A 21120-nucleotide genomic window follows, 5' to 3' on the forward strand; every position below is an offset into this window, starting at 1 on the left:
TCAGAACAGCAGACGCGCGCGAATGGTGCCTGGGATGGCCTTCATTCGCTGCAGCGCCGCGTCGGCGCGTTCGGTTTCCGCTTCAATATCAATGACCACATAACCAATTTCCGGGCCGGTCTGCAGATACTGAGCGGCAATGTTGACGCCCTCTTCGGCAAAGATCTGGTTAATCTGGGTCAGCACGCCGGGGCGGTTTTCATGGATATGCAGCAGGCGGCTGGCGTTCGGGCTGTGCGCCGGCAGCGACACTTCCGGGAAGTTAACCGCCGACAGCGTGGAGCCGTTATCGGAATACTTCGCCAGTTTCCCGGCCACTTCATCGCCGATGTTTTCCTGCGCTTCCTGGGTAGAACCGCCGATATGCGGCGTCAGGATCACATTGTCAAACTCGCACAGCGGCGAATTGAACGGATCGCTGTTGGTGGCCGGCTCTTCCGGGAACACGTCAATCGCCGCGCCCGCCAGGTGTTTGCTGGACAGAGCCTCGCACAGCGCGGGGATATCCACCACGGTGCCACGGGAGGCGTTGATCAGGATCGAGCCAGGCTTCATCAGCGCCATCTCGTCCTTGCCCATCATGTTTTTGGTCGATGGCGTTTCCGGCACGTGCAGGGTCACCACGTCGCTCATATTCAGCAGATCGGACAGATGACGCACCTGCTGCGCGTTGCCCAGCGGCAGTTTGTTCTCAATGTCGTAGAAGAACACTTTCATCCCCAGCCCTTCGGCCAGGATGCCCAGTTGGGTGCCGATATGGCCGTAGCCGATGATGCCCAGCTTCTTGCCGCGCGCTTCGTACGAGCCGACGGCCAGCTTGTTCCACACGCCGCGGTGCGCCTTAGCGTTGGCCGACGGGATGCCGCGCAGCATCAGCAGCAGCTCGCCCAGCACCATTTCGGCAACGGATCGGGTATTGGAGAAAGGTGCGTTGAACACCGGGATGCCGCGTTTGGTCGCCGCTTTCAAATCCACCTGGTTGGTGCCGATACAGAAGCAGCCTACCGCCACCAGCTTTTCGGCCGCGGCGAAGATCTCTTCGCTCAGATGCGTGCGCGATCGGATGCCGATGAAATGGGCATCGCGGATCGATGCCTTGAGTGACTCGGTGTCTAACGCACCTTTGTGATATTCAATGTTGGTATAACCGGCAGCGCGCAGATTATCCACCGTGCTTTGATGAACCCCTTCCACTAACAGGAATTTAATCCTGTCTTTCTCCAATGATACTTTTGCCATTTACCCGACCCTATGTTCAGACTTCAGAAGCGGCTGTCCCCTCTTCCGCTCGCGGTCGCCCCGCAGGGTTTCCACCTTGCCGGCAGCCGGATGACGGGAAGAGATAAAACAGCTCGACCACCAACATAACAAAAATAACGCGGGCGGCAATACAAACGATTGCCCGCCCCTCAGCACAAGGGAGAGTTCAGAGGGGTGATTCTGGTTGAAAATGCCATGCAGAAAGAATTTGGCAGAAGCTTAACCGAGGTTATGACGAGAATGTGACATATGTCACCAAATTTGGCGGATTAAAGAAAAGATGTTTTCTGCTGAAAATTATGCCGGCAACGGGCTGCGCCGGGCGGCGCAGCCTGCATACACAGCCGGTGGTTATTCGACCACCTTGACGCCGTCCGCCGTGCCGACCAACGCCACATCGGCGCCACGGTTGGCGAACAGCCCGACGGTCACCACGCCGGCGATGCCGTTAATTTTGTTCTCCAGCGCCACCGCGTCGGTGATGCTCAGATTGTGCACATCGAGAATCACGTTGCCGTTATCGGTGACCACATTCTGACGATACTCCGGCAGACCGCCCAGCTTCACCAGTTCGCGCGCCACGTAGGAGCGCGCCATCGGGATCACTTCGACCGGCAGCGGGAACTTGCCCAGCACGTCCACCTGTTTGGAGGCATCCACGATGCAGATAAATTTGCGGGCGATGGCGGCGATGATTTTTTCACGCGTCAGCGCTGCGCCGCCGCCCTTGATCATCTGCATATGCCCGTTGATTTCGTCCGCGCCGTCGACGTAAATATCCAGCGAGTCCACTTCGTTGCTGTCGAATACGTGGATGCCGAGGCTTTTCAGCTTGGCGGTGGAGGCGTCGGAGCTGGACACCGCGCCTTCAATTTGATCCTTGATTGACCCCAGCGCATCAATAAAGTGGGCGGCGGTCGACCCGGTGCCCACGCCGACGATGGTGCCCGGCTTCACGTATTCCAGCGCCGCCCAGCCTACCGCTTTTTTCAGTTCATCCTGCGTCATGCTATTTTCCATTGCCTATATACGAAAACGTATGCGTATTATAGGGTAAATCGCCTCGCTGAATGCAGGTATGGATCGCAAATTGTGGCCCGTGCGCGCCAAGCGTCACGCCTGTGCTGTGATGCAAGCGGCGCTATTTAAGGTATAGTGCCAGAAACCATTAACGTTAAGGGATATCTCTCCGATGAAACGCCCAGACTACAGAACGCTACAAGCGCTGGACGCGGTGATCCGTGAACGCGGCTTTGAACGCGCGGCACAAAAACTCTGCATCACCCAATCGGCGGTATCTCAACGCATCAAACAGCTGGAAAATCTGTTTGGCCAGCCGCTGCTGGTCCGTACCGTACCGCCGCGCCCCACCGAACAGGGGCAAAAGCTGCTGGCGCTGCTGCACCAGGTGGAGCTGCTGGAGGAAGAGTGGCTGGGCAACGATACCGGTGTCGATACGCCGCTGCTGCTGTCGCTGGCGGTCAACGCCGACAGTCTGGCAACCTGGCTGCTGCCGGCGTTAAAACCGGTGCTGGCCGACTCGCCGATTCGTCTGAACCTGCAGGTGGAAGATGAAACCCGCACTCAGGAGCGCCTGCGCCGCGGCGAGGTGGTCGGCGCGGTCAGTATTCAGCCGCAGCCGCTGCCCAGTTGCCTGGTCGATCAGCTCGGTGCGCTGGACTACCTGTTCGTCGCCTCGCCGGGCTTTGCCGAACGTTATTTCCCGAACGGCGTCACCCGCTCGGCGCTACTGAAAGCGCCGGCGGTCGCCTTCGACCATCTGGACGACATGCATCAGGCCTTCCTGCAGCAAAACTTCGATCTTTCGCCGGGCAGCGTACCCTGCCATATCGTCAACTCGTCGGAGGCTTTCGTGCAGCTGGCGCGCCAGGGCACCACCTGCTGTATGATCCCGCACCTGCAGATCGAGAAAGAGCTGGCGTCCGGCGAACTTGTCGATTTAACCCCGGGATTGCTCCAGCGCCGGATGCTGTTCTGGCACCGCTTCGCGCCGGAAAGCCGCATGATGCGTAAAGTGACCGACGCCCTGCTGGAGCACGGCCGTCAGGTTCTGCGACAGGATTAAAAAAGGCGCCGTGACCGGCGCCCTGCTGTACTATCTGCGGCTTACTGCGCGCCGCCGCGCTGCAGTTCAAACACCACGTCAACCTGATCGTCAAAGTGAATGCTTTGCTGCTCGTAAGTCTGCGCGGCGCTGGTTTCCGGCGCGGCGCTGGCAGCCTTATACATACGGGCAACCGGCATCGGCTGATAGTTGGCAACGTGGTAGCGGATGCTGTACACCGGCCCCAATTTGGCTTTAAAGCCCTGGGCCAGCGACGCCGCCTGCTGCGTAGCATTCTCAATCGCCTGCTGACGGGCCTTCTGCCGGAACTCGTCCGGATTCGCCACGCCCAGCTCCACCGCGCGGATCTCATTCAGGCCGGACTTCAGCGCGCCGTCCAACAGCTCATTCAGTTTATCCAGCTTGCGCAGCGTCACCTGCACCTGACGCACGGCACGATAGCCTTTCAGCACTGACTCGCCGCTCTTCAGGTAATCGTATTCCGGTTGCGTACGCAGGTTGGCGGCGCTGATATCTTTTTTCTCAATGCCGTTTTTCTGCAGGAAGTCGAAATACTGCGCAACGCGTTCATCAACCTGTTTTTTTGCCTGCGACGCATCCTTGGAGGATACGCTGACTTCAATCGCCAACGTTGCGATATCCGGGGTGGCGTCGACGCTGGCCGTCCCGGAGGTCACCACGTGCGGCCCTTCAGGCACTTCCGCCGCCTGCAGCGCCATCGGTAACGTTCCTAATCCAACCATTGCGGCCATAGCCAATGCTTTTAGCTTCACAGTGTCTCCTTAATGACAGGCTGTTCTGATTCCTGCTTATTCATGCCGATATTCCACCGCGGCCGACAGTCAATTTACCATCATTTACGCAGTCATCACCCGGAATGAATAATCAGTTCCTTGCCATCAACCCTAGCATATCGTCCGGTTTTTTTAATTCAGATTAGTGCCAAATTATGATCCTGCCCCCAGCGGCGGCTTTATTGCATGCCGTGCCAGGCCAGCTGCGCGGCGATGGCCCACATCACCAGCCCCACCAGAATATTGATGATTCTCTGCGCCAGCGGCGTCTTCAGATACGGCGACAGCCAGGCGGCCAGCAGCGCCAGTGCGAAAAACCAGACGGCAGAGGCGCTGACCGCACCGAAAGCGAACCAGGAGCGCACCTCCGGCGCGAACTGGCTGCCCAGACTGCCCAGCACCACAAAGGTATCCAGATAGACGTGCGGATTCAGCCAGGTGACCGCCAGCATGCTCACCACAATACGCCAGCGGCTCTGCGCCAGTTCGGCCACGCTGGCCAGGGCAATATGGCGGCTAAAGGCGGTGCGAAATGCTCCCCAGCCGTACCATAGCAAAAAGGCGACGCCGCCCCAGGTCACCAGCATCAGCAGCAGCGACGAGCGGTGCAGCAGCGCGCTGCCGCCGAAAATGCCGGCGCAGATCAGGGCAATATCGCTGAGCGCGCACAGCGATGCCACCAGCAGATGATACTGCCGGCGGATCCCCTGATTCATCACAAACACATTTTGCGGCCCCAGCGGCAAAATCATCGCGGCGCTAAGCGCAAAACCCTGTAGAAAAACGGCAAGCATGGCAAGTCCTCATCAGATACGTCGATTAACCGAGCGCATCATACGAGGAAGCTATTATTAGGTGAAATTGATAATTCTAATTCGCCATTAAGGATATTAATGACTCGGGCAGGAGGGGGAAAAAAGGGGCCTTGCGGCCCCTCAGAGTACTGACAAAGTCAGTGATTAGGGAGAGCGTGACGATGGGGCCGTAGCGGCATCAGCCGCCGCAGCGCCCGGCCCGTGGATCTCGAGCCATCCGACAACGTTGCCATCAACCTCAAGCCCCCTTGCGGCATTATTCCGCTTTAGCGGAAGTGCCGTCGGTACGATACAGATGAACGTCCATCTGCGGGAACGGAATGCCGATATTGTTGGCATCCAGCGCACGCTTGAAGTTTTCCATCAGATCGAAGTAAACATCCCAATACTGCGCATTGGTGGTCCATGAACGGGTGACGAAGTTCAGGGAAGACGGCGCCATTTCGTTCAGACGTACGGTCACACCCTTATCGTGCATGATGCGCTTGTCAGCGGCGATCACGTCGTTCAGCACCTTTTTCACCGTGTCGATATCGGCGTTATAGGCGACGCCTACCACGATATCCACGCGGCGGTTCGGCTCGCGGGAGTAGTTGGTGATGTTGCCGGCGATAATTTTGCCGTTCGGCACCACGATGGTTTTATTGTCCGGGGTACGCAGCGTGGTGGAGAAAATCTGCACCTGATCGACGGTACCGGCAATGCCGCCGAGGTCGACGTATTCACCGGCACGCAGCGGACGGAACGCTACCAGCAGCACGCCGGCGGCAAAGTTGGACAGCGAGCCCTGCAACGCCAGGCCAACCGCCAGACCGGCGGCACCCAGTACGGCAATCACCGAGGTGGTCTGTACGCCGACGCGTCCCAGCACCGCAATAAAGGTGAAGGCCAGAATGGCGTAACGCGCCATCGCCGACAGGAAATCAGAAACCGTGGCGTCAATACCACGCATTTTCATCACCCGGTTCAGCGCATTGCTGACCACGCGGGCAATGATCATACCTACGATCAGAATCGCGATAGCCGCGACGATATTCACCGCATACTGAATCAGCAGATCCTGATTTTTTACCAGCCAGCTGCTGGCATTATTAATACCGTTTACTACGTTGAGATCTTCCATTCTAACGTCCTAATTAAAAAAGCTCCCAGCGGGAGAAATCGCAAAAATACATCGCATTGACCGATGCGGAAACCACCGGGTAAGGGTAACCAACAATGGTGCGCGTTGCCAACTCTGCCAGCAAAAGTTGGGCAAAAATATCGGATACGCCCCAAAAATAAAGGCTCCCGCAGAGGGAGCCTTTCAGCATCAGACACGGGCGCGCTCATGGCGCGCCGGCCGGGGATTACAGAACGTCGATCGCGTTCAGATCCTTGAAGGCCTGTTCCAGACGCGTCACCATGCTTGACTGTGCAGCGCGCAGCCAGACACGTGGGTCGTAGTATTTCTTGTTCGGCTGATCGGCGCCTTTCGGGTTACCCAGTTGGCTTTGCAGATAGCCTTCATTTTCTTTGTAGTACTGCAGGATGCCGTCCCAGGTCGCCCATTGGGTATCGGTATCGATGTTCATTTTGATCACGCCGTAGCTGACGGATTCTTTGATCTCTGCGTCGCTGGAGCCGGAGCCGCCGTGGAACACGAAGTTCAGGCTGTTGTGCGGCAGGTTGAACTTCTCGGAAACGAATTTCTGAGAATCACGCAGGATGGTCGGAGTCAGCTTGACGTTGCCCGGCTTGTACACGCCGTGCACGTTGCCGAACGAGGCAGCAATGGTGAAGCGCGGGCTGATGGCGTTCAGTTTTTCGTACGCGTAAGCCACGTCTTCCGGCTGGGTATACAGCGCGGAGGCGTCCATATGGCTGTTGTCCACGCCGTCTTCTTCACCGCCGGTGCAGCCCAGTTCGATTTCCAGCGTCATGCCGATTTTAGCCATGCGCGCCAGGTACTTGGAGCAGATCTCGATGTTTTCTTCCAGCGACTCTTCAGACAGGTCGATCATATGGGAAGAGAACAGCGGCTTGCCGGTAGCGGCAAAGTGTTTTTCACCGGCGTCCAGCAGGCCATCGATCCATGGCAGCAGTTTTTTCGCGCAGTGGTCGGTATGCAGAATAACCGGCACGCCGTAATGTTCAGCCATCTGATGCACATGGTAAGCACCAGAGATAGCGCCCAGAATCGCTGCGCCCTGAGGAACGTCAGTCTTCAGACCCTTGCCGGCGATAAACGCGGCGCCGCCGTTGGAGAATTGCACGATTACCGGCGCACGTACTTTAGCCGCGGCTTCCAGTACTGCGTTGATGGAATCGGAGCCGACGCAGTTTACCGCCGGCAGCGCAAAGTTGTTCTCTTTAGCGACTGCAAAGACTTTCTGAACGTCATCGCCAGTGATGACACCCGGTTTTACGAAATCAAAAATTTTAGACATGTTACTTTGTCCCGTTTCGTCTGCCGTTGTACCCTCTTTCCCCCGTTCGTACGCCAGGCGTACGGCCAAGGGTCATCGGGTAGATGGATGTAAATCGTTTCTACCCCGCGCCGCAACCGGCGCGGAATAAAACAAACGGGCGGCTTGCGCCCCCCGTTGTCAGAATTACTGCTTAGCTCGCTCTTCCAGCATCACTACCGCCGGCAGTTGTTTCCCTTCAACAAATTCCAGGAACGCGCCGCCGCCGGTGGAGATGTAGGAAATTTTGTCGGCGATATCGAACAGGTCAATCGCCGCCAGGGTGTCGCCGCCGCCAGCGATGGAGAAAGCATCGCTGTCTGCAATGGCGCGCGCCACGATTTCGGTCCCCTTACGGAAGTTAGGGAACTCGAATACGCCAACCGGGCCATTCCACAGAATGGTTTTGGCGTTCTTCAGGATAACGGCCAGACGCTCGGCTGAAACGTCGCCCATATCCAGAATTTGCTCGTTGTCTTGAATTTCGTTGGCCTGCTTGACCGTCGCCGTTGCGGTTTCAGAGAATTCGGTCGCCACGCGCACATCGGTCGGCACCGGAATATCGCAGGTTTCCAGCAGTTTCTTGGCGTTGTCGATCAGATCAGGCTCATACAGCGACTGGCCGACGTTGTTGCCCTGCGCCGCCACGAAGGTGTTGGCGATGCCGCCGCCGACGATCAGCTGATCGGCGATTTTAGACAGGGAATCCAGGACGGTCAGTTTGGTGGAAACTTTAGAACCGCCGACGATGGCGACCATCGGACGGGCCGGGTTGCCCAGCGCTTTACCCAGCGCTTCCAGCTCTGCGGACAGCAGCGGACCGGCACAGGCGACCGGTGCGAATTTGCCAACGCCGTGGGTAGAGGCCTGCGCGCGGTGTGCGGTGCCGAAGGCGTCCATCACATACACGTCGCACAGCGCCGCATATTTTTTGGACAGGGTTTCGTCGTCCTTTTTCTCGCCTTTGTTAAAGCGCACGTTTTCCAGCACCACCAGCTCGCCTTCGGCAACGTCAACGCCTTCCAGGTAGTCTTTCGCCAGACGCACCGGGTTGCTCAGGTGCTCTTTCAGGTAGTTGACGACAGGCAGCAGAGAGAATTCTTCGTTGTACTCGCCTTCGGTAGGACGGCCCAGGTGGGAGGTTACCATCACGCGCGCGCCTTGTTTCAGCGCAGCTTCGATAGTCGGCAGGGAAGCGCGGATACGCGCATCGGAAGTCACTTTACCGTCTTTCACTGGTACGTTCAGATCAGAACGGATAAGAACGCGTTTTCCTGCCAGATCCAGATCGGACATCTTAATTACAGACATGGTGAACCCTCTTGGTTGATTCTCTATAAAGTTGCCTATCCCCGCCTCTTTCAGGCTATCGCCCGGAATCCTGCGGGTTTAAACGACCGCGCCCAAACGGCGCCGCCGTACTAGAAACCGCTTGCGGCCATTGCCCGGGTGGTATCCAACATCCGGTTGGCAAAGCCCCATTCGTTATCGCACCAGACCAGGGTCTTGATCAGGTGCTGCCCGCTGACCCGCGTCTGCGTGCCGTCGACGATGGCGCTGTGCGGATCATGGTTAAAATCAATCGAGACTAATGGTAGTTCCGTATAGTCAACTATACCACGAAATGATCCCCGTGCGGCCTTTTGCAGCAACTGGTTGACCTCTGTCACTTTCACCCGTGAACTCACGCTGACGCTAAGATCGATCGCCGTGACATTAATGGTCGGCACACGCACCGAGATCGCTTCAAAACGATCGCAAAACTGCGGAAAAATACGGGTGATGCCGGCGGCCAGTTTGGTATCGACCGGAATGATCGACTGGCTTGCCGCACGCGTCCGGCGCAGGTCCGTATGATAGGCGTCTATCACCGGCTGATCGTTCATCGACGAGTGAATGGTGGTGACCGTACCCGACTCGATGCTGTAGGCATCGTCCAGCAGCTTGATCACCGGAATAATACAGTTGGTAGTACAGGAGGCGTTGGAAACGATGCGATGTTCCGCCCGCAGCGTCTGGTGGTTGACGCCGAACACGACGGTGGCGTCCAGATCGTTACCGCCGGGATGGGCAAACAGCACTTTCTTCGCACCGGCCGCCAGATGGGCTTCGCCATCCTCACGGCTGCCGTACACACCGCTGCAGTCCAGCACCACGTCCACGCCCAGCTCGCCCCATGGCAGTTGCTCCAACGCCGGCTGATGCAGCAGACGAATCGCGTCGTCGCCCACCGTCAGTACGTCGCACTCCTGACGCACGTCCCAGGCAAAACGCCCGTGACTGGAGTCATATTTCAGCAGGTGGGCCATCCCTTCGGCATACGCCAGCTCGTTGATTGCCACCACGGTAATTTCGGCGCGTCTTCCTGATTCATACAGTGCGCGTAAAACGCTGCGGCCAATGCGGCCAAAGCCGTTTATCGCTATGCGGATGGTCATGCTTGTTCCTGCTAAATGGCCCTCCCTGCCGGACTTATTCACCGGATTGCGGGTGGCGCTGACGAGTTATCCTGCTAATCTATATAGAATACTTTAGCGTACCGTCTGCTGTGAATCGCTGCGTAATATTATTCACCAACCATATATGTAAAAATAACCGCTCACTCTGCCACTTTCAGCGGCCAATTGTGCCAACTGAAACGCTTCAGCCGAGCATAAACCAAAGTTTTTTGAAAAGGAACAGATCCGACACGTTGTCTGTCAACTCGCGGACACTTTGCGGTAATAAAATGATCTGGCGCACACTTTTGCTTACTACCCACAGCATGTCGCCGATCGTTTTTTCATCTGCCTTTTCCCATACGCCTTACATTTACAGGGCATATACAAGGAGCCAATAATGAGTGAAGTTAAGATTGTCGCCACCCTGACCCCGCGGCCGGAATTCGTTGACGCCGTCAGAACCGCAGCCAGAAAGATGGTGCCGCAGACCCACAACGAGGCCGGCTGCCTGCAGTATGACCTGCATGAAACACGCGAAATTCCCGATGTGCGCGATCTGCAGAACCAGGGGAAAGTTTCCTTCGTGTTTATTGAGCGCTGGACGTCAGAACAGACGCTGAAAGAACACGTGGCGATGAGCTATCACGACGATTTCCTGGAAGCGCTGGATGGGAAATTGGAAAGCCTGAACGTGCAAAAATTGACCCAACTGGAACCGTCCAAGGCGTAATCAGTCCATAGCCGAATATACGGTTATCTCTACGAAAAAGGCGCCGCAAGGGCGCCTTTATGATGGCTGCTTTCAGCCGCTTACTTCAGCAGTGCCTGAGCCTGCGCCACCACGTTTTCCACGGTGAAGCCGAACTCCTTGAACAGCTGGTCCGCCGGTGCCGACTCACCGAAGGTGGTCATGCCCACCACCGCACCGTTCAGCCCGGTGTACTTCAGCCAGTAGTCTGCAATGCCCGCTTCAATCGCCACCCGCGCCGTGACCGCCGCCGGCAGCACCGACTCGCGGTAGGCCGCATCCTGCTTGTCGAACGCGTCGGTCGACGGCATCGACACCACGCGCGCCCTGCGGCCCGCCGCCGTCAGCTGACCCGCCGCCTCGACCGCCAGCTCCACTTCCGAGCCGGTGGCAATCAGGATAACGTCCGGCGTGCCGTCGCAGTCCTGCAGCACGTAGGCGCCGCGATACACGTTCGCCAGCTGCTCCGCCGTACGCGGCTGCTGCGCCAGGTTCTGACGCGAGAAAATCAGCGCCGTCGGGCCGTCGTTGCGCTCGATGGCGTACTGCCAGGCAATCGCCGACTCCACCTGGTCGCACGGACGCCAGGTGCTCATGTTCGGCGTGACCCGCAGGCTGGCCAGCTGCTCCACCGGCTGGTGGGTCGGGCCGTCTTCGCCCAGACCGATGGAGTCATGGGTGTAGACGAACACGTTGCGCTGCTTCATCAGCGCCGCCATGCGCACCGCGTTACGCGCGTATTCCACAAACATCAGGAAGGTCGCCGAGTACGGCAGGAAGCCGCCGTGCAGCGCGATGCCGTTGGTGATGGCGCTCATGCCGAACTCGCGCACGCCGTAGTGGATGTAGTTGCCCGCCGGGTCTTCGTTCAGCGCCTTGGAGCCGGACCACATGGTCAGGTTGCTCGGCGCCAGGTCGGCGGAGCCGCCGAGGAATTCCGGCAGCAGTTTGCCGTAGGCTTCCAGCGCGTTCTGCGACGCCTTGCGGCTGGCGATGTTGGCCGGGTTGGCCTGCAGCTGCTCGACGTAGGCCTTGGCCTGCGCCTGCCAGTCGGCCGGCAGCTCGCCGCTCATGCGGCGGGTGAACTCGGCGGCCAGCTCCGGGAAGGCGGCGGCGTAGGCGGCGAACTTGTCGTTCCAGGCCGCTTCACGCGCCTGACCGGCTTCCTTGGCGTCCCACTGGGCATAGATGTCCTGCGGGATTTCAAACGGCGGGTAGTGCCAGCCCAGCTGCTCGCGGGTGGCGGCCACTTCGGCATCGCCCAGCGGCGCGCCGTGGGAATCGTGGGTGCCGGCCTTGTTCGGCGAGCCGAAGCCGATAACGGTCTTGCACATCAGCAGGGACGGCTTGTCGGTAACCTTGCGGGCTTCCTCAATCGCCGCCTTGATGGCGTCGGCGTCGTGGCCGTCCACGCCGCGTACCACGTGCCAGCCGTAGGCTTCGAAACGCTTGGCGGTGTCGTCGGTGAACCAGCCGTCGACGTGGCCGTCGATGGAGATGCCGTTGTCATCGTAGAAGGCGGTCAGCTTGCCGAGCTTGAGGGTGCCGGCCAGGGAGCAGACTTCGTGTGAGATGCCTTCCATCATGCAGCCGTCGCCCATAAAGGCGTAGGTGTTGTGGTCGACGATATCATGGCCCGGGCGGTTGAACTGCGCGGCCAGGGTGCGTTCGGCGATGGCGAAACCGACGGCGTTGGCGATACCCTGCCCGAGCGGGCCGGTGGTGGTCTCGACGCCCGGGGTGTAGCCGTATTCAGGGTGTCCCGGTGTTTTGGAATGCAGCTGACGGAAGTTTTCCAGCTCGCGCATCGGCAGGTCGTAGCCGGTGAGATGCAGGAGGCTGTAAATCAACATGGAGCCATGGCCGTTGGAGAGGACGAAGCGGTCACGGTCGGCCCAGTGCGGGTTGGTCGGGTTGTGGCTGAGGTAGTCGCGCCACAGGACTTCGGCGATATCGGCCATGCCCATTGGGGCGCCCGGGTGACCGGATTTTGCTTTTTGTACGGCGTCCATGCTGAGTGCGCGGATGGCGTTGGCAAGCTCTTTACGAGAGGACATGTTTTACTCCAAGTCGGATGAAAAAAGCAGTCAAGTTTGCCATTTTCTCAGACTCGGCATAAGAACGGCAATCCCTAATAGTAAATGAGAGCGAGTTCACAACTTATTAGCACGATTGGCCCTATTTTCGGAATAACACTATTTTGCCGCCGAGTGTCGTACACTAGGCTGTTGCGAGCGAAATTGTTTCTGCTCATTTGTATAAAATCCCTTGTTACTATCATAGGAAGATAGCTTCATGAAAATCCGTACCTCTTTGATTGCATTAGGCATTGCCACCCTGGTCAGCGGCTGTCAAAGCCTTGATCCCAACGCCCTGATGCAGTCCGGCGCGCAGGCGTTCCAGGCGGCGACCCTGAGCAACGACGATGTCAAAGCGTTAAGTGATAAATCCTGCGTCGAGATGGACAGCAAGGCAAAAATCGCGCCGGCCAACAGCAGCTACGTCAAACGCCTGAACAAAATTGCGGCAGCGCTGGGCGATAATATTGACGGCACGCCGGCCAACTACAAGGTGTACGTCACCAAAGACGTTAACGCCTGGGCGATGGCCAACGGATGTATCCGCGTCTACAGCGGCCTGATGGACATGATGAACGACAACGAAGTGGAAGGCGTGCTGGGCCATGAAATGGGCCACGTGGCGCTGGGCCATACCCGCAAGGCGATGCAGGTGGCGTACGGCACGGTCGCGCTGCGCACCGCGGCGGCCTCGACCGGCGGCATCATCGGCTCGCTGTCGCAGTCGCAGCTGGCGGATATCGGTGAGAAGCTGGTCAGCGCCCAGTTCTCCCAAAAGCAGGAGAGCGAAGCGGACGACTACTCGTTCGATCTGCTGAAGAAACGCGGCATCAATCCGAACGGGCTGGCGACCAGTTTCGAAAAACTGGCCAAGATGGAAGCCGGGCGTCAGAGCAGCATGTTTGACGATCACCCGTCCTCCGAAGCGCGCGCGCAGCACATCCGCGATCGCATCGCCGCTGAAGGCAAGTAACCCGGCCATTGGCGGGGCTGCAGTCCCCCGCTAATCGCTCTCAACCACAGGGACGGCAAGCCGTCCCTGTGGTTTATTCAGTACAGCGTCTTTTGCGGCGGCCCGGCAAAGGTCAGCGGCCCGACCTGTTTCATATCCACTTCCACCACCGACGGTCCCGGGTAGTTGATCGCCTCCGCCAGCACGCCGCCGAACTGCTCGGCGCTGTCAATCTTCCAGGCCTTCAGCCCCATCGCCTCCGCCACCTGGGCAAACGCCGGGGTGTGCAGTTCGTTGTAGTATTGACGGCCGGCGAAGTACTTGTCCTGAATGCCGCGCATCACGCCGTAGCCGCCGTCGTTCATGATCAGCAGCGTGATATTGGCCTGTTCCTGCGCCATGGTCGCCAGCTCCCCCAGCCCCAGCGCCAGACCGCCGTCCCCCACCAGCCCGACAACTTTACGCTGCGGGTTGGCAAGCGCGGTGCCAATCGCCATCGGCAGCCCCATGCCGATGGCGCCGGCCAGCGAGTGAATATTGCACAGCGGCGCCACGGCGCGGAACAGACGGCTGCCCCACACGCTGCCGGACACGGTGATATCGCGCACCAGCAGGCCGTCATCCGGCAGGGCGGCGGCAATCGCGTCGCTGAGCTTGGCATATTCGCCGGACTGCTCGCGCAGCGTCTGCTCCGCCTGCTGCACCGCAGTGGCTATCTCGGCGTCCCATCCGGCGTCCACTTTCTCGCCCGGTGCAAAACGCGCCGCCAGCGCCGTCAGCAGCGCGCCGCAGTCGCCGTTTACCTGCTCATCCGCCAGATAGTTGCGGTTGGCCGCCGCCGGGTCGATGTCGATCTGCACCAGCGGGCGCGGCAGCGGCAGCGTCCAGGTGCGGGTTTCGTTGCTGCGCAGGCGCGAACCGGCCACCAGCGTCAGATCGCAGCGATTGAGGATCTGCTCCACGCTCGGCGAATTATGGAAAGCGCGCAGGCTGCGCGGGTGGCTGTCCGGCAGAATACCGCGCCCGTGTGTGCTGGACATCACCGCCACGCCGGCGTCCGCCAGCCGCTGTACCGCCGCTGCGCAGCCCAGCGCGCCGCCGCCCAGCCACAGCAGCGGTCGCTTGGCGGCCTTCAGGCGCTGATACAAACGCTCCACCGCCGCCGCATCCGCCGCCGGCAAGGCAGGTGGCGCAATGGCCGGCGTCAGCACCGCGCGGGAAACCAGGCTGCTCTGAATATCAATCGGGATCTCCACCGCCACCGGGCCACACGGTACGGTTTGCGCCTCCTGGATGGCCCGCTGGATCACCGCCACCGCCTGCTCGGCGCTGTTGACCCGGTAGGCGCGCTTCGAACAGGCGCGCAGGAAGCCCATCTGATCCTTGGTTTCGTGAATAAAGCCGGCGTCGGCGTCCAGATACGCCTTTTCCACCTGGCCGGTGATGTGCAGCAGCGGCGTGTTGGCGTTCAGCGCTTCAATCATCGCACCCACCGCGTTGCCGGCGCCGGCGCCGGTGCTGGTCAGCGCCACGCCCAACCCGGAGAAACGACCGTGGGCGTCGGCCATCGTCACCGCGCCCGCCTCGCCGCGCGCCGGCACAAAGCGGATCGCGCCGCGCTGTCCGACGGCATCGGCGATCGGCAAATTATGAATCGAGATGATGCCGTACATCGCCGACACCGCGTATTGCTCCAGAGTCCGGGCTATCGCCTCACCAACCGTTATTTTATCGCTCATCATCTGCCTTCTTATCATAGTCATGCGTAGGGATACATCGTGCGCCGCGCTCAGTCGCTCCAGCGGTTCACCTGATGGCTCAGCGCCAGATACAGGCTTTTCTGTTGCATATAGGCCTTGATGCCGTGCAACCCTTTTTCCCGTCCCAGGCCGCTCTGTTTCACGCCGCCGAACGGCGTGGAAATCGAGAATGTTTTGTAGGTATTGACCCAGACGGTGCCGGTCTCCAGCTGCTCGGCCAGCGCCATGGCGCGCGGGAAATCGCGGCTCCAGATGCCGGCGGCCAGGCCGTAGACCGAATCGTTGGCCATGGCGATCAGCTGCTGTTCATCGTCAAACGGCATCGCCACCAGCACCGGCCCGAAGATCTCCTCCTGGCAGACCCGTGCGTCATTATTCAAACCGTCAATGATGGTCGGCAGGTAATAGCTGCCGTCCGCCAGCTGCGGATCCGCCGGCGCTTCGCCGCCGATCAGTACCCGACCGCCCTCCTGCCGCGCCAGCGCAACGTACTCCGCCACGCTCTGGCGGTGTTTGTCATTAATCAGCGGCCCTAAATGCACGCCCGGCTGCAGCGGGTTGCCAAGACGCAGCCCGCCCGCCAGTTCGCACAGCCGCGCCAGCAGCGGCTGATACAGTGAACGGTGCACAAATAGCCGCGAACCGGCGATGCACGCCTGGCCGGCCGAGCTGAAAATGCCGTAGCAAATACCGCGCGCCGCCTGTTCCAGATCGGCGTCTTCCAGCACGATGGTCGGCGACTTGCCCCCCAACTCCAGCGAAGTTGGGATCAGTTTTTCGGCGGCGATATGCGCCAGGTGACGGCCGGTGCCGGTGCCGCCGGTAAAGGAAATCTTTTTCACCAGCGGGTGACGCGCCAGCGCCTCGCCAATCACCGAACCTTTGCCCGGCAGCACGCTGAGCAAGCCGGCGGGCAGCCCCGCCTGCTCAAACAGTTCCGCCAGTTTCAGCGCCATCAGCGGCGTGGCTTCCGCCGGCTTCAGAATCACCGCGTTGCCGGCCGCCAGCGCCGGCGCCACTTTCTGCATTTCGCTGGCGATCGGTGAGTTCCACGGCGTAATGGCGGCGATCACCCCCAGCGGCTGGTACTGGCTCAGCGTCATCACCTCGCGGTTGCGCTGGGTGGGCAACTCCCCTTCCAGCACTTCGCAGGCGGCGGCGAAATAGCGCGCGGTGGCCGCCGCGCTGGCCACCAGGCCGCGGGTTTCCGCCAGCGGTTTGCCGTTGTCGCGCGTTTGCAGCTGTGCCAGCGTCTCCAGCTGTTCGCTAATCAGATCGCTGACGCGGTATAAAATCGCCGCGCGCTGATGCGGCACCAGACCGCGCCACTGTGGGTCACGCCAGGCGCGCTCCGCCGCTTCAACCGCTTCGTTGACGTCATTCACGTCGGCGGCGCGCAGCTCCGCATTAAGCGAACCGTCGGCCGGGAAGGTGGAGCGCATCGGCTCACCCCGCCCTTCGCACCAGCGCCCGGCCAGAAAAATCTTTTGTATCGCCATACTGTTATTCCCCTTTATGCCGTCAGTTCGCCGTCAAGCAGTCGACGGCAGGCCTGTACCGCGCTCAGCGCCGCCAGCGTCGATGTCTTCGGGTTACTGGCCAGCGGATTGCCGCTTAACTCAATCTGAAATTCGCCAAACGCGCCCTGCGCCTGCAGCCGGTGCGTATTGCGCCGCGTATGCGGATCCACCTGCAGGCGCACCCGCGTCTGGTCCATACCCAGCCCGTGCAGCGCAATGGTAGCCGCCACGTTGGCGTTGGCCGGGAACTGCCGTGCCGCTTCACGCGCGCTGCCCTCGAAAAACACCTGCGCTTCGCTGACCGCATCGAGGTCGATCAGGCTTTCCGCCGGGCTGCCGCGCCAGCTGGCCGGGCTTTTGCTGGCCTGATAGGTGACGCTGGTCAGTCCGCCTTCGCGCGCCGACGCCAGCCCGTCCATGCCCGCCACCGCGCCGGACAGCACCCAAACCCGCCCGTGATGCTCGCGGCTGGCCTGCTGGATACGCTGCTGCAGCCCGGCGTCCGCCAGCGCGCCGGTGGAAATCACCGCCAGCGTCCAGCCGCGCCGCACTACCGCTTCGCCAAACTCGGCGACCGCCTGCTGACTGGCGCACTCCAGCACCAGATCGGGACAGCCGTCGCACTGGCGCGGATCGCTCAGCGCCTGCACCCGGCCGTCAAAGGCGGCGGCAATCGCCGCATGATGCGGCTCGCGCGCCACGATCCAGCCGGGTTCCACGCCTTCCGGCAGGCGGGACAACACTTCCTTCGCCATCGCGCCGTAGCCAATCATCATGATTTTCTTCATTACTCTGCTCCTACAGATGGCGGTTGAAGCCGCCGGAGACGTCCAGCGCCGCGCCGGTGGTAAACGACGCCATCGGCGACGCCAAAAACAGCAGCGCACGCGCCGGTTCCTGCGGTTTGCCCAGCCGTTTCATCGGAATGCCGCGCCGTTCGGCAATCGCCGCCGTCCAGGATTCCCAGCTCTGCTCGCGGTCGCTGCGCTCTTCAAAGCGGCGGCGCCACTGGCCCGATTCCACCATCCCCAGCAGAATGGAGTTCACACGGATGCCCTTTGTCACCAGCTCTTTCGACAGCGTCAGCGTCATATTGAGCAGCGCGGCGCGCGCCGCCGAGGTGGCGATCATGTGTTCTTCCGGCTGCAGCGCCAGCAACGAATTGACGCAGGTGATCGAGGCGATATCCGAGCGCTCCAACGCCGGCAAAAATGCCTGCAGCGGGTTAATCACGCCGAACAGTTTCAGCTCGGCCTCGTGCAGCCAGGCCGCGCGCGGCGTCTGGTCAAAGTGGGAAACGAAGCCCTGCCCGGCGTTATTGATCAGCATATCCACGCCGCCGAAGCGCGCCTCGACCTGCCCGGCAAACTGCGCCACCTGCTCCGGCACCAGCACGTCACAGCGCTGCGCCAAAATCTGCGCCTGCGGAAACTCGGCCTGCAGTTGCGCCAGCGCACCGTCAAGTTTGTCCTGACTGCGGCCGCAGAACGCCACTCTGGCCCCCTCCGCCAGCAGCAGGCGCAGAGTCTCAAAACCGATGCCCGATGAGCCGCCGGTAACCACCGCGACCCGGTTTTCAATCTGGAAATTCATGGTTGAATCGCTCCCGTAAAGTCCCGCACGTAGCGGTTAAAGCACGCCGGCGCGTCCAGATAGCTGGCGTGCCCGGCGGCGGCGATCAGACGCAGCGGCGCACCCTGCCGCGCCGCCAGCGCCTCTGCCGCCGCCGGCGGCGTAATGGCGTCCTGCTCGCCGCACCACACCTGCAGCGGGCCGCTATAGCGCGCCAGATAGGTGTTGATATCGTCGTTGGCCAGCATCCAGGCGGCGCTGAGGAAACCGTCCGGCTGCAGTTGCTGCATACCGCGGCGCACCCAGGCGATATCCTGCGGATCGGCATCGGCACGCAGCAGCGCCGCGGCGCGCTGTTCGCCGTAGCCCTGCGGCCCCAACGTATCCATCATCTGCCGGCGCTGCGCGAGCACCTGCCGGCGTTTCTCCGCGTCGGCCGACGCATAGCCCTGCGCGGGGTCGGCCAGCGCCAGGCCGCAGAGGCCGTCAGGATGGGCGGCGCCATAGGCGCAGCCCATCAGCGCGCCCAGCGAATGCCCCACCAGCAGCGGCTGGCACAGTGCCAGGTGGCTGACCAGCGCCGCTAATGCGTTGGCATAATCGGCGGCCTGCGGCTCGGCGTTCGCCAGCGCGGCGCTGTCGCCGTAACCCGGCGCGTCCCAGGCGATCAGCCGGTGGCCGTCCAGCAGGGCCGCATCGGCAAACTGCTTCAGCCATGAGGCGGAACCGGAGCTGATGCCGTGCAGCAACAGCACCGGCCGTCCCTGACCTGCCTCGCGCCAGCTCAGCCGGTAGTCGCCGCACTGCGCCTGTTGACGTTCCGGCAGCGCGTTCATCCGTTGCGCTTCACTTTCGACAGAGGATGGTCCGCCGGATAGGTCGGGATCTCCGGCTTGGCGGTGCCGAGCATCACGCACATCAGCGCCTCTTCCTCGCCGTGGTTGAACAGTCCGCGGTAAATCCCCGCCGGCACCGAGATCAGATCGCGCTCTTTCAGCACGGTTTCGTAATACTCCTCGCCGTCTTGAATCATCAGCGTGATGGTGCCCTTCAGCATAAAGAACACCTCTTCCACATCGTCATGCAGGTGCAGCGGCCCTTCGCACTTCGACGGCAGCACCATGGTGGAGAAGGTGAAATTGCCGGCCGGCACGGTATTGGTATCGCTCGCCACGCCGGTGGCGCCGGTGCCGATGTAGCGCATCTGCGCGCGGCGGTATTTCGGGTCGAAATCCGCCTGGAACTTCAGCGCGTTCCAGTCATATTTGCGGCCTTCAAAGCGGGCGATGCGTGATTCCACCCAGTCCGCCATGGCGATATCCTGCGGCTTGATGCCGGCTTTGTTGTCAACCTGAGACATGGTTCTCACTCCTCAATTGATTTGGCAAACTCAATACTTCTTCAGCAGCGGCAGCAAAATGATGCAGCCGACAAAGGCGGTCACCACCAAAAACAGCAGACCGCTATCCATATTGCCGCTGGCGGCGATCAGCGCCCCCATCAGCACCGGCGCCAGCGCGCCGGCAAAATTCCCCATCCCGTTGAAAATCCCGCCGGCGGTAGCGCTGACCTTGCTGCTGGTGGCTTTCGCCAGCAGGGCGAAGATGTTGGGCGCCCCGGCGCCCCACATAAAGGTGCTGAGCGCCATGGCGGCAATCACGCTGTAGGTGCCCGACAGCTGCAGCACCGCCGCCAGCCCCACGCCGGCGCCCGCCAGCGACAGGAAACAGGCCAGCGCGCGGCGGTCGAGTTTGTCCGACAGCCAGGCGCCCAGCACCTCTCCCAGCAGCATGGCGATAAACGGCAGCGAGGAGAGGTAGCCTGCATGCTCCAGATGGATGTCTTTACCCTTAATCAGATAGCTCGGCAGCCAGCCGTTCATGCCCCACAGGTAGGTCAGAAACGCGATATTAAACAGGCAGATCATCCAGAAATGCGGGCTGCGCAGCAGCTCGTGCCGGTGCTGCTTACGCTCGGCCGGCGTGCTCTGTTGGTTCTGCGCCACCCGCTGCACCTTCAGATGGCGCAGGCCGAACAGCACCAGCAGCATCACCGGCAGCGTCAGCAACGCCATAAAGAAGAAAGTCGCCTGCCAGTGAAAGGTGTTGAGGATAAACAGCGTCACCGGAAAGCCCAGCGCCGCGCCGAGCGGCGTGCCCAGCAGCCACAGCATGGTGGCCCGCGCCTGCAGGCGCTGCGGGAACGCCTGGCGGATAATGGCGTAGGCCATCGGCAATAGCGGCCCTTCCGCAATGCCGAGCAGAATGCGCAGCGTCATCATGGTGTGATAGGAGCGGGTAAAGCCCATCATCACCATCAGCAGCGCCCAGACCACCATCATACCGATCAGCACCCGCACCGGGTTCAGCCGGTCGCCAATGCCGCTCAGCAGCATCGATGAGAAGCCGTAAGAAAACAGAAAGGCGCTCATCAGCAGCCCGAGACGCGTCGGATCGAAACTGATGCCCAGCGCCTGCTGGAAGTCGGCGTCGGAGAACAGCGCCGCAATGCTTATCTTGTCGAAAAACGCCAGCAGTACGCAGGCAAACAGCGCAATAGGCACCGACCAGCGCACCTGTTGCGGCTGATTTTCGACAACGGCCTCCCCCACCCGGCCGTCGCGGGCGTCAATCTGTTGCAGAGTCAT

At 60.8% G+C, this 21120-nt stretch carries 20 protein-coding genes; 3 read left to right on the forward strand and 17 right to left on the reverse strand.

Going from position 1 to position 21120, the window contains the following annotated elements:
* Both serA and rpiA read right to left on the reverse strand, forming a co-directional pair.
* The gene (serA, locus tag CLM71_RS19220; RefSeq protein ID WP_105232412.1) at window positions 1–1239 is read right to left on the reverse strand and encodes a phosphoglycerate dehydrogenase; all 1239 of its coding nucleotides are present in this window, start codon (window positions 1237–1239) and stop codon (window positions 1–3) included.
* A 372-nt stretch (window positions 1240–1611) separates the two neighbouring features.
* Window positions 1612–2268 carry a ribose-5-phosphate isomerase RpiA gene (gene rpiA, locus CLM71_RS19225; RefSeq protein WP_015673688.1) on the reverse strand — a complete coding sequence of 219 codons (657 nt, stop codon included), beginning with the start codon at window positions 2266–2268 and terminating at the stop codon, window positions 1612–1614.
* Between the two features lie 184 nt (window positions 2269–2452).
* Between rpiA and CLM71_RS19230 the strand changes: the two genes are divergently transcribed.
* Complete coding sequence (locus tag CLM71_RS19230) at window positions 2453–3346, forward strand: LysR family transcriptional regulator ArgP (RefSeq protein ID WP_105232413.1); 894 nt, start codon at window positions 2453–2455, stop codon at window positions 3344–3346.
* A 41-nt stretch (window positions 3347–3387) separates the two neighbouring features.
* On the opposite strand, the gene CLM71_RS19235 is transcribed toward CLM71_RS19230, so the two are convergent.
* The 7 genes from CLM71_RS19235 to epd all read right to left on the reverse strand — a co-directional run bounded on the left by CLM71_RS19235 (window position 3388) and on the right by epd (window position 9840).
* Entirely contained in the window at window positions 3388–4119 is a 732-nt protein-coding gene (locus CLM71_RS19235) for an oxidative stress defense protein (protein WP_105232414.1), read from the reverse strand.
* A gap of 200 nt (window positions 4120–4319) precedes the next feature.
* On the reverse strand, window positions 4320–4934 hold the full coding sequence (gene argO, locus CLM71_RS19240; RefSeq protein WP_105232415.1) for an arginine exporter ArgO: 615 nt from the start codon (window positions 4932–4934) through the stop codon (window positions 4320–4322).
* Window positions 4935–5211: 277 nt separating this feature from the next.
* A complete protein-coding gene (gene mscS / locus CLM71_RS19245) occupies window positions 5212–6078 on the reverse strand; it encodes a small-conductance mechanosensitive channel MscS (RefSeq protein WP_105232416.1) in 867 nt (288 codons plus the stop codon).
* A 13-nt stretch (window positions 6079–6091) separates the two neighbouring features.
* Window positions 6092–6268 carry a hypothetical protein gene (locus CLM71_RS24045; protein ID WP_158684836.1) on the reverse strand — a complete coding sequence of 59 codons (177 nt, stop codon included), beginning with the start codon at window positions 6266–6268 and terminating at the stop codon, window positions 6092–6094.
* Between the two features lie 36 nt (window positions 6269–6304).
* On the reverse strand, window positions 6305–7384 hold the full coding sequence (gene fbaA / locus CLM71_RS19250; RefSeq protein WP_105232417.1) for a class II fructose-bisphosphate aldolase: 1080 nt from the start codon (window positions 7382–7384) through the stop codon (window positions 6305–6307).
* A gap of 165 nt (window positions 7385–7549) precedes the next feature.
* Window positions 7550–8713, reverse strand: coding sequence for a phosphoglycerate kinase (gene pgk, locus CLM71_RS19255; RefSeq protein ID WP_105232418.1), 1164 nt, complete (start codon window positions 8711–8713; stop codon window positions 7550–7552).
* 110 nt (window positions 8714–8823) lie between these two features.
* Window positions 8824–9840 (reverse strand): erythrose-4-phosphate dehydrogenase, encoded by a 1017-nt coding sequence (gene epd, locus CLM71_RS19260; RefSeq protein ID WP_105232419.1) that lies wholly within the window; start codon window positions 9838–9840, stop codon window positions 8824–8826.
* Window positions 9841–10240: 400 nt separating this feature from the next.
* On the opposite strand from epd, the gene CLM71_RS19265 reads away from it, so the two are divergent.
* Window positions 10241–10573: a putative quinol monooxygenase gene (locus tag CLM71_RS19265; protein WP_105232420.1), complete on the forward strand. Its 333-nt coding sequence runs from the start codon at window positions 10241–10243 to the stop codon at window positions 10571–10573.
* Between the two features lie 80 nt (window positions 10574–10653).
* Here the strand turns inward: CLM71_RS19265 and tkt are convergent, their stop codons facing one another.
* The gene (gene tkt, locus CLM71_RS19270; protein WP_105232421.1) at window positions 10654–12648 is read right to left on the reverse strand and encodes a transketolase; all 1995 of its coding nucleotides are present in this window, start codon (window positions 12646–12648) and stop codon (window positions 10654–10656) included.
* Between the two features lie 238 nt (window positions 12649–12886).
* Between tkt and CLM71_RS19275 the strand changes: the two genes are divergently transcribed.
* Window positions 12887–13642, forward strand: coding sequence for a M48 family metallopeptidase (locus CLM71_RS19275; RefSeq protein WP_105232422.1), 756 nt, complete (start codon window positions 12887–12889; stop codon window positions 13640–13642).
* Window positions 13643–13719: 77 nt separating this feature from the next.
* Here the strand turns inward: CLM71_RS19275 and CLM71_RS19280 are convergent, their stop codons facing one another.
* The 7 genes from CLM71_RS19280 to CLM71_RS19310 are packed head-to-tail and all read right to left on the reverse strand — an operon-like array spanning window position 13720 to window position 21120.
* On the reverse strand, window positions 13720–15360 hold the full coding sequence (locus CLM71_RS19280; protein WP_105232423.1) for a thiamine pyrophosphate-binding protein: 1641 nt from the start codon (window positions 15358–15360) through the stop codon (window positions 13720–13722).
* Between the two features lie 50 nt (window positions 15361–15410).
* A complete protein-coding gene (locus CLM71_RS19285) occupies window positions 15411–16880 on the reverse strand; it encodes an aldehyde dehydrogenase (RefSeq protein ID WP_105232424.1) in 1470 nt (489 codons plus the stop codon).
* A 14-nt stretch (window positions 16881–16894) separates the two neighbouring features.
* A complete protein-coding gene (locus CLM71_RS19290; protein ID WP_105232425.1) occupies window positions 16895–17689 on the reverse strand; it encodes an aspartate dehydrogenase in 795 nt (264 codons plus the stop codon).
* A 10-nt stretch (window positions 17690–17699) separates the two neighbouring features.
* Window positions 17700–18494: an SDR family oxidoreductase gene (locus CLM71_RS19295; RefSeq protein WP_105232426.1), complete on the reverse strand. Its 795-nt coding sequence runs from the start codon at window positions 18492–18494 to the stop codon at window positions 17700–17702.
* A complete protein-coding gene (locus CLM71_RS19300) occupies window positions 18491–19309 on the reverse strand; it encodes an alpha/beta fold hydrolase (protein ID WP_105232427.1) in 819 nt (272 codons plus the stop codon). The genes CLM71_RS19295 and CLM71_RS19300 overlap by 4 nt, the downstream gene beginning before the upstream one ends.
* A complete protein-coding gene (locus CLM71_RS19305; protein ID WP_105232428.1) occupies window positions 19306–19833 on the reverse strand; it encodes a cupin domain-containing protein in 528 nt (175 codons plus the stop codon). The genes CLM71_RS19300 and CLM71_RS19305 overlap by 4 nt, the downstream gene beginning before the upstream one ends.
* 30 nt (window positions 19834–19863) lie before the next feature.
* Window positions 19864–21120, reverse strand: coding sequence for an MFS transporter (locus CLM71_RS19310; RefSeq protein ID WP_105232429.1), 1257 nt, complete (start codon window positions 21118–21120; stop codon window positions 19864–19866).

The organism is Serratia sp. MYb239 (genome assembly GCF_002966855.1).
Lineage (GTDB): Bacteria > Pseudomonadota > Gammaproteobacteria > Enterobacterales > Enterobacteriaceae > Serratia_B > Serratia_B rhizosphaerae.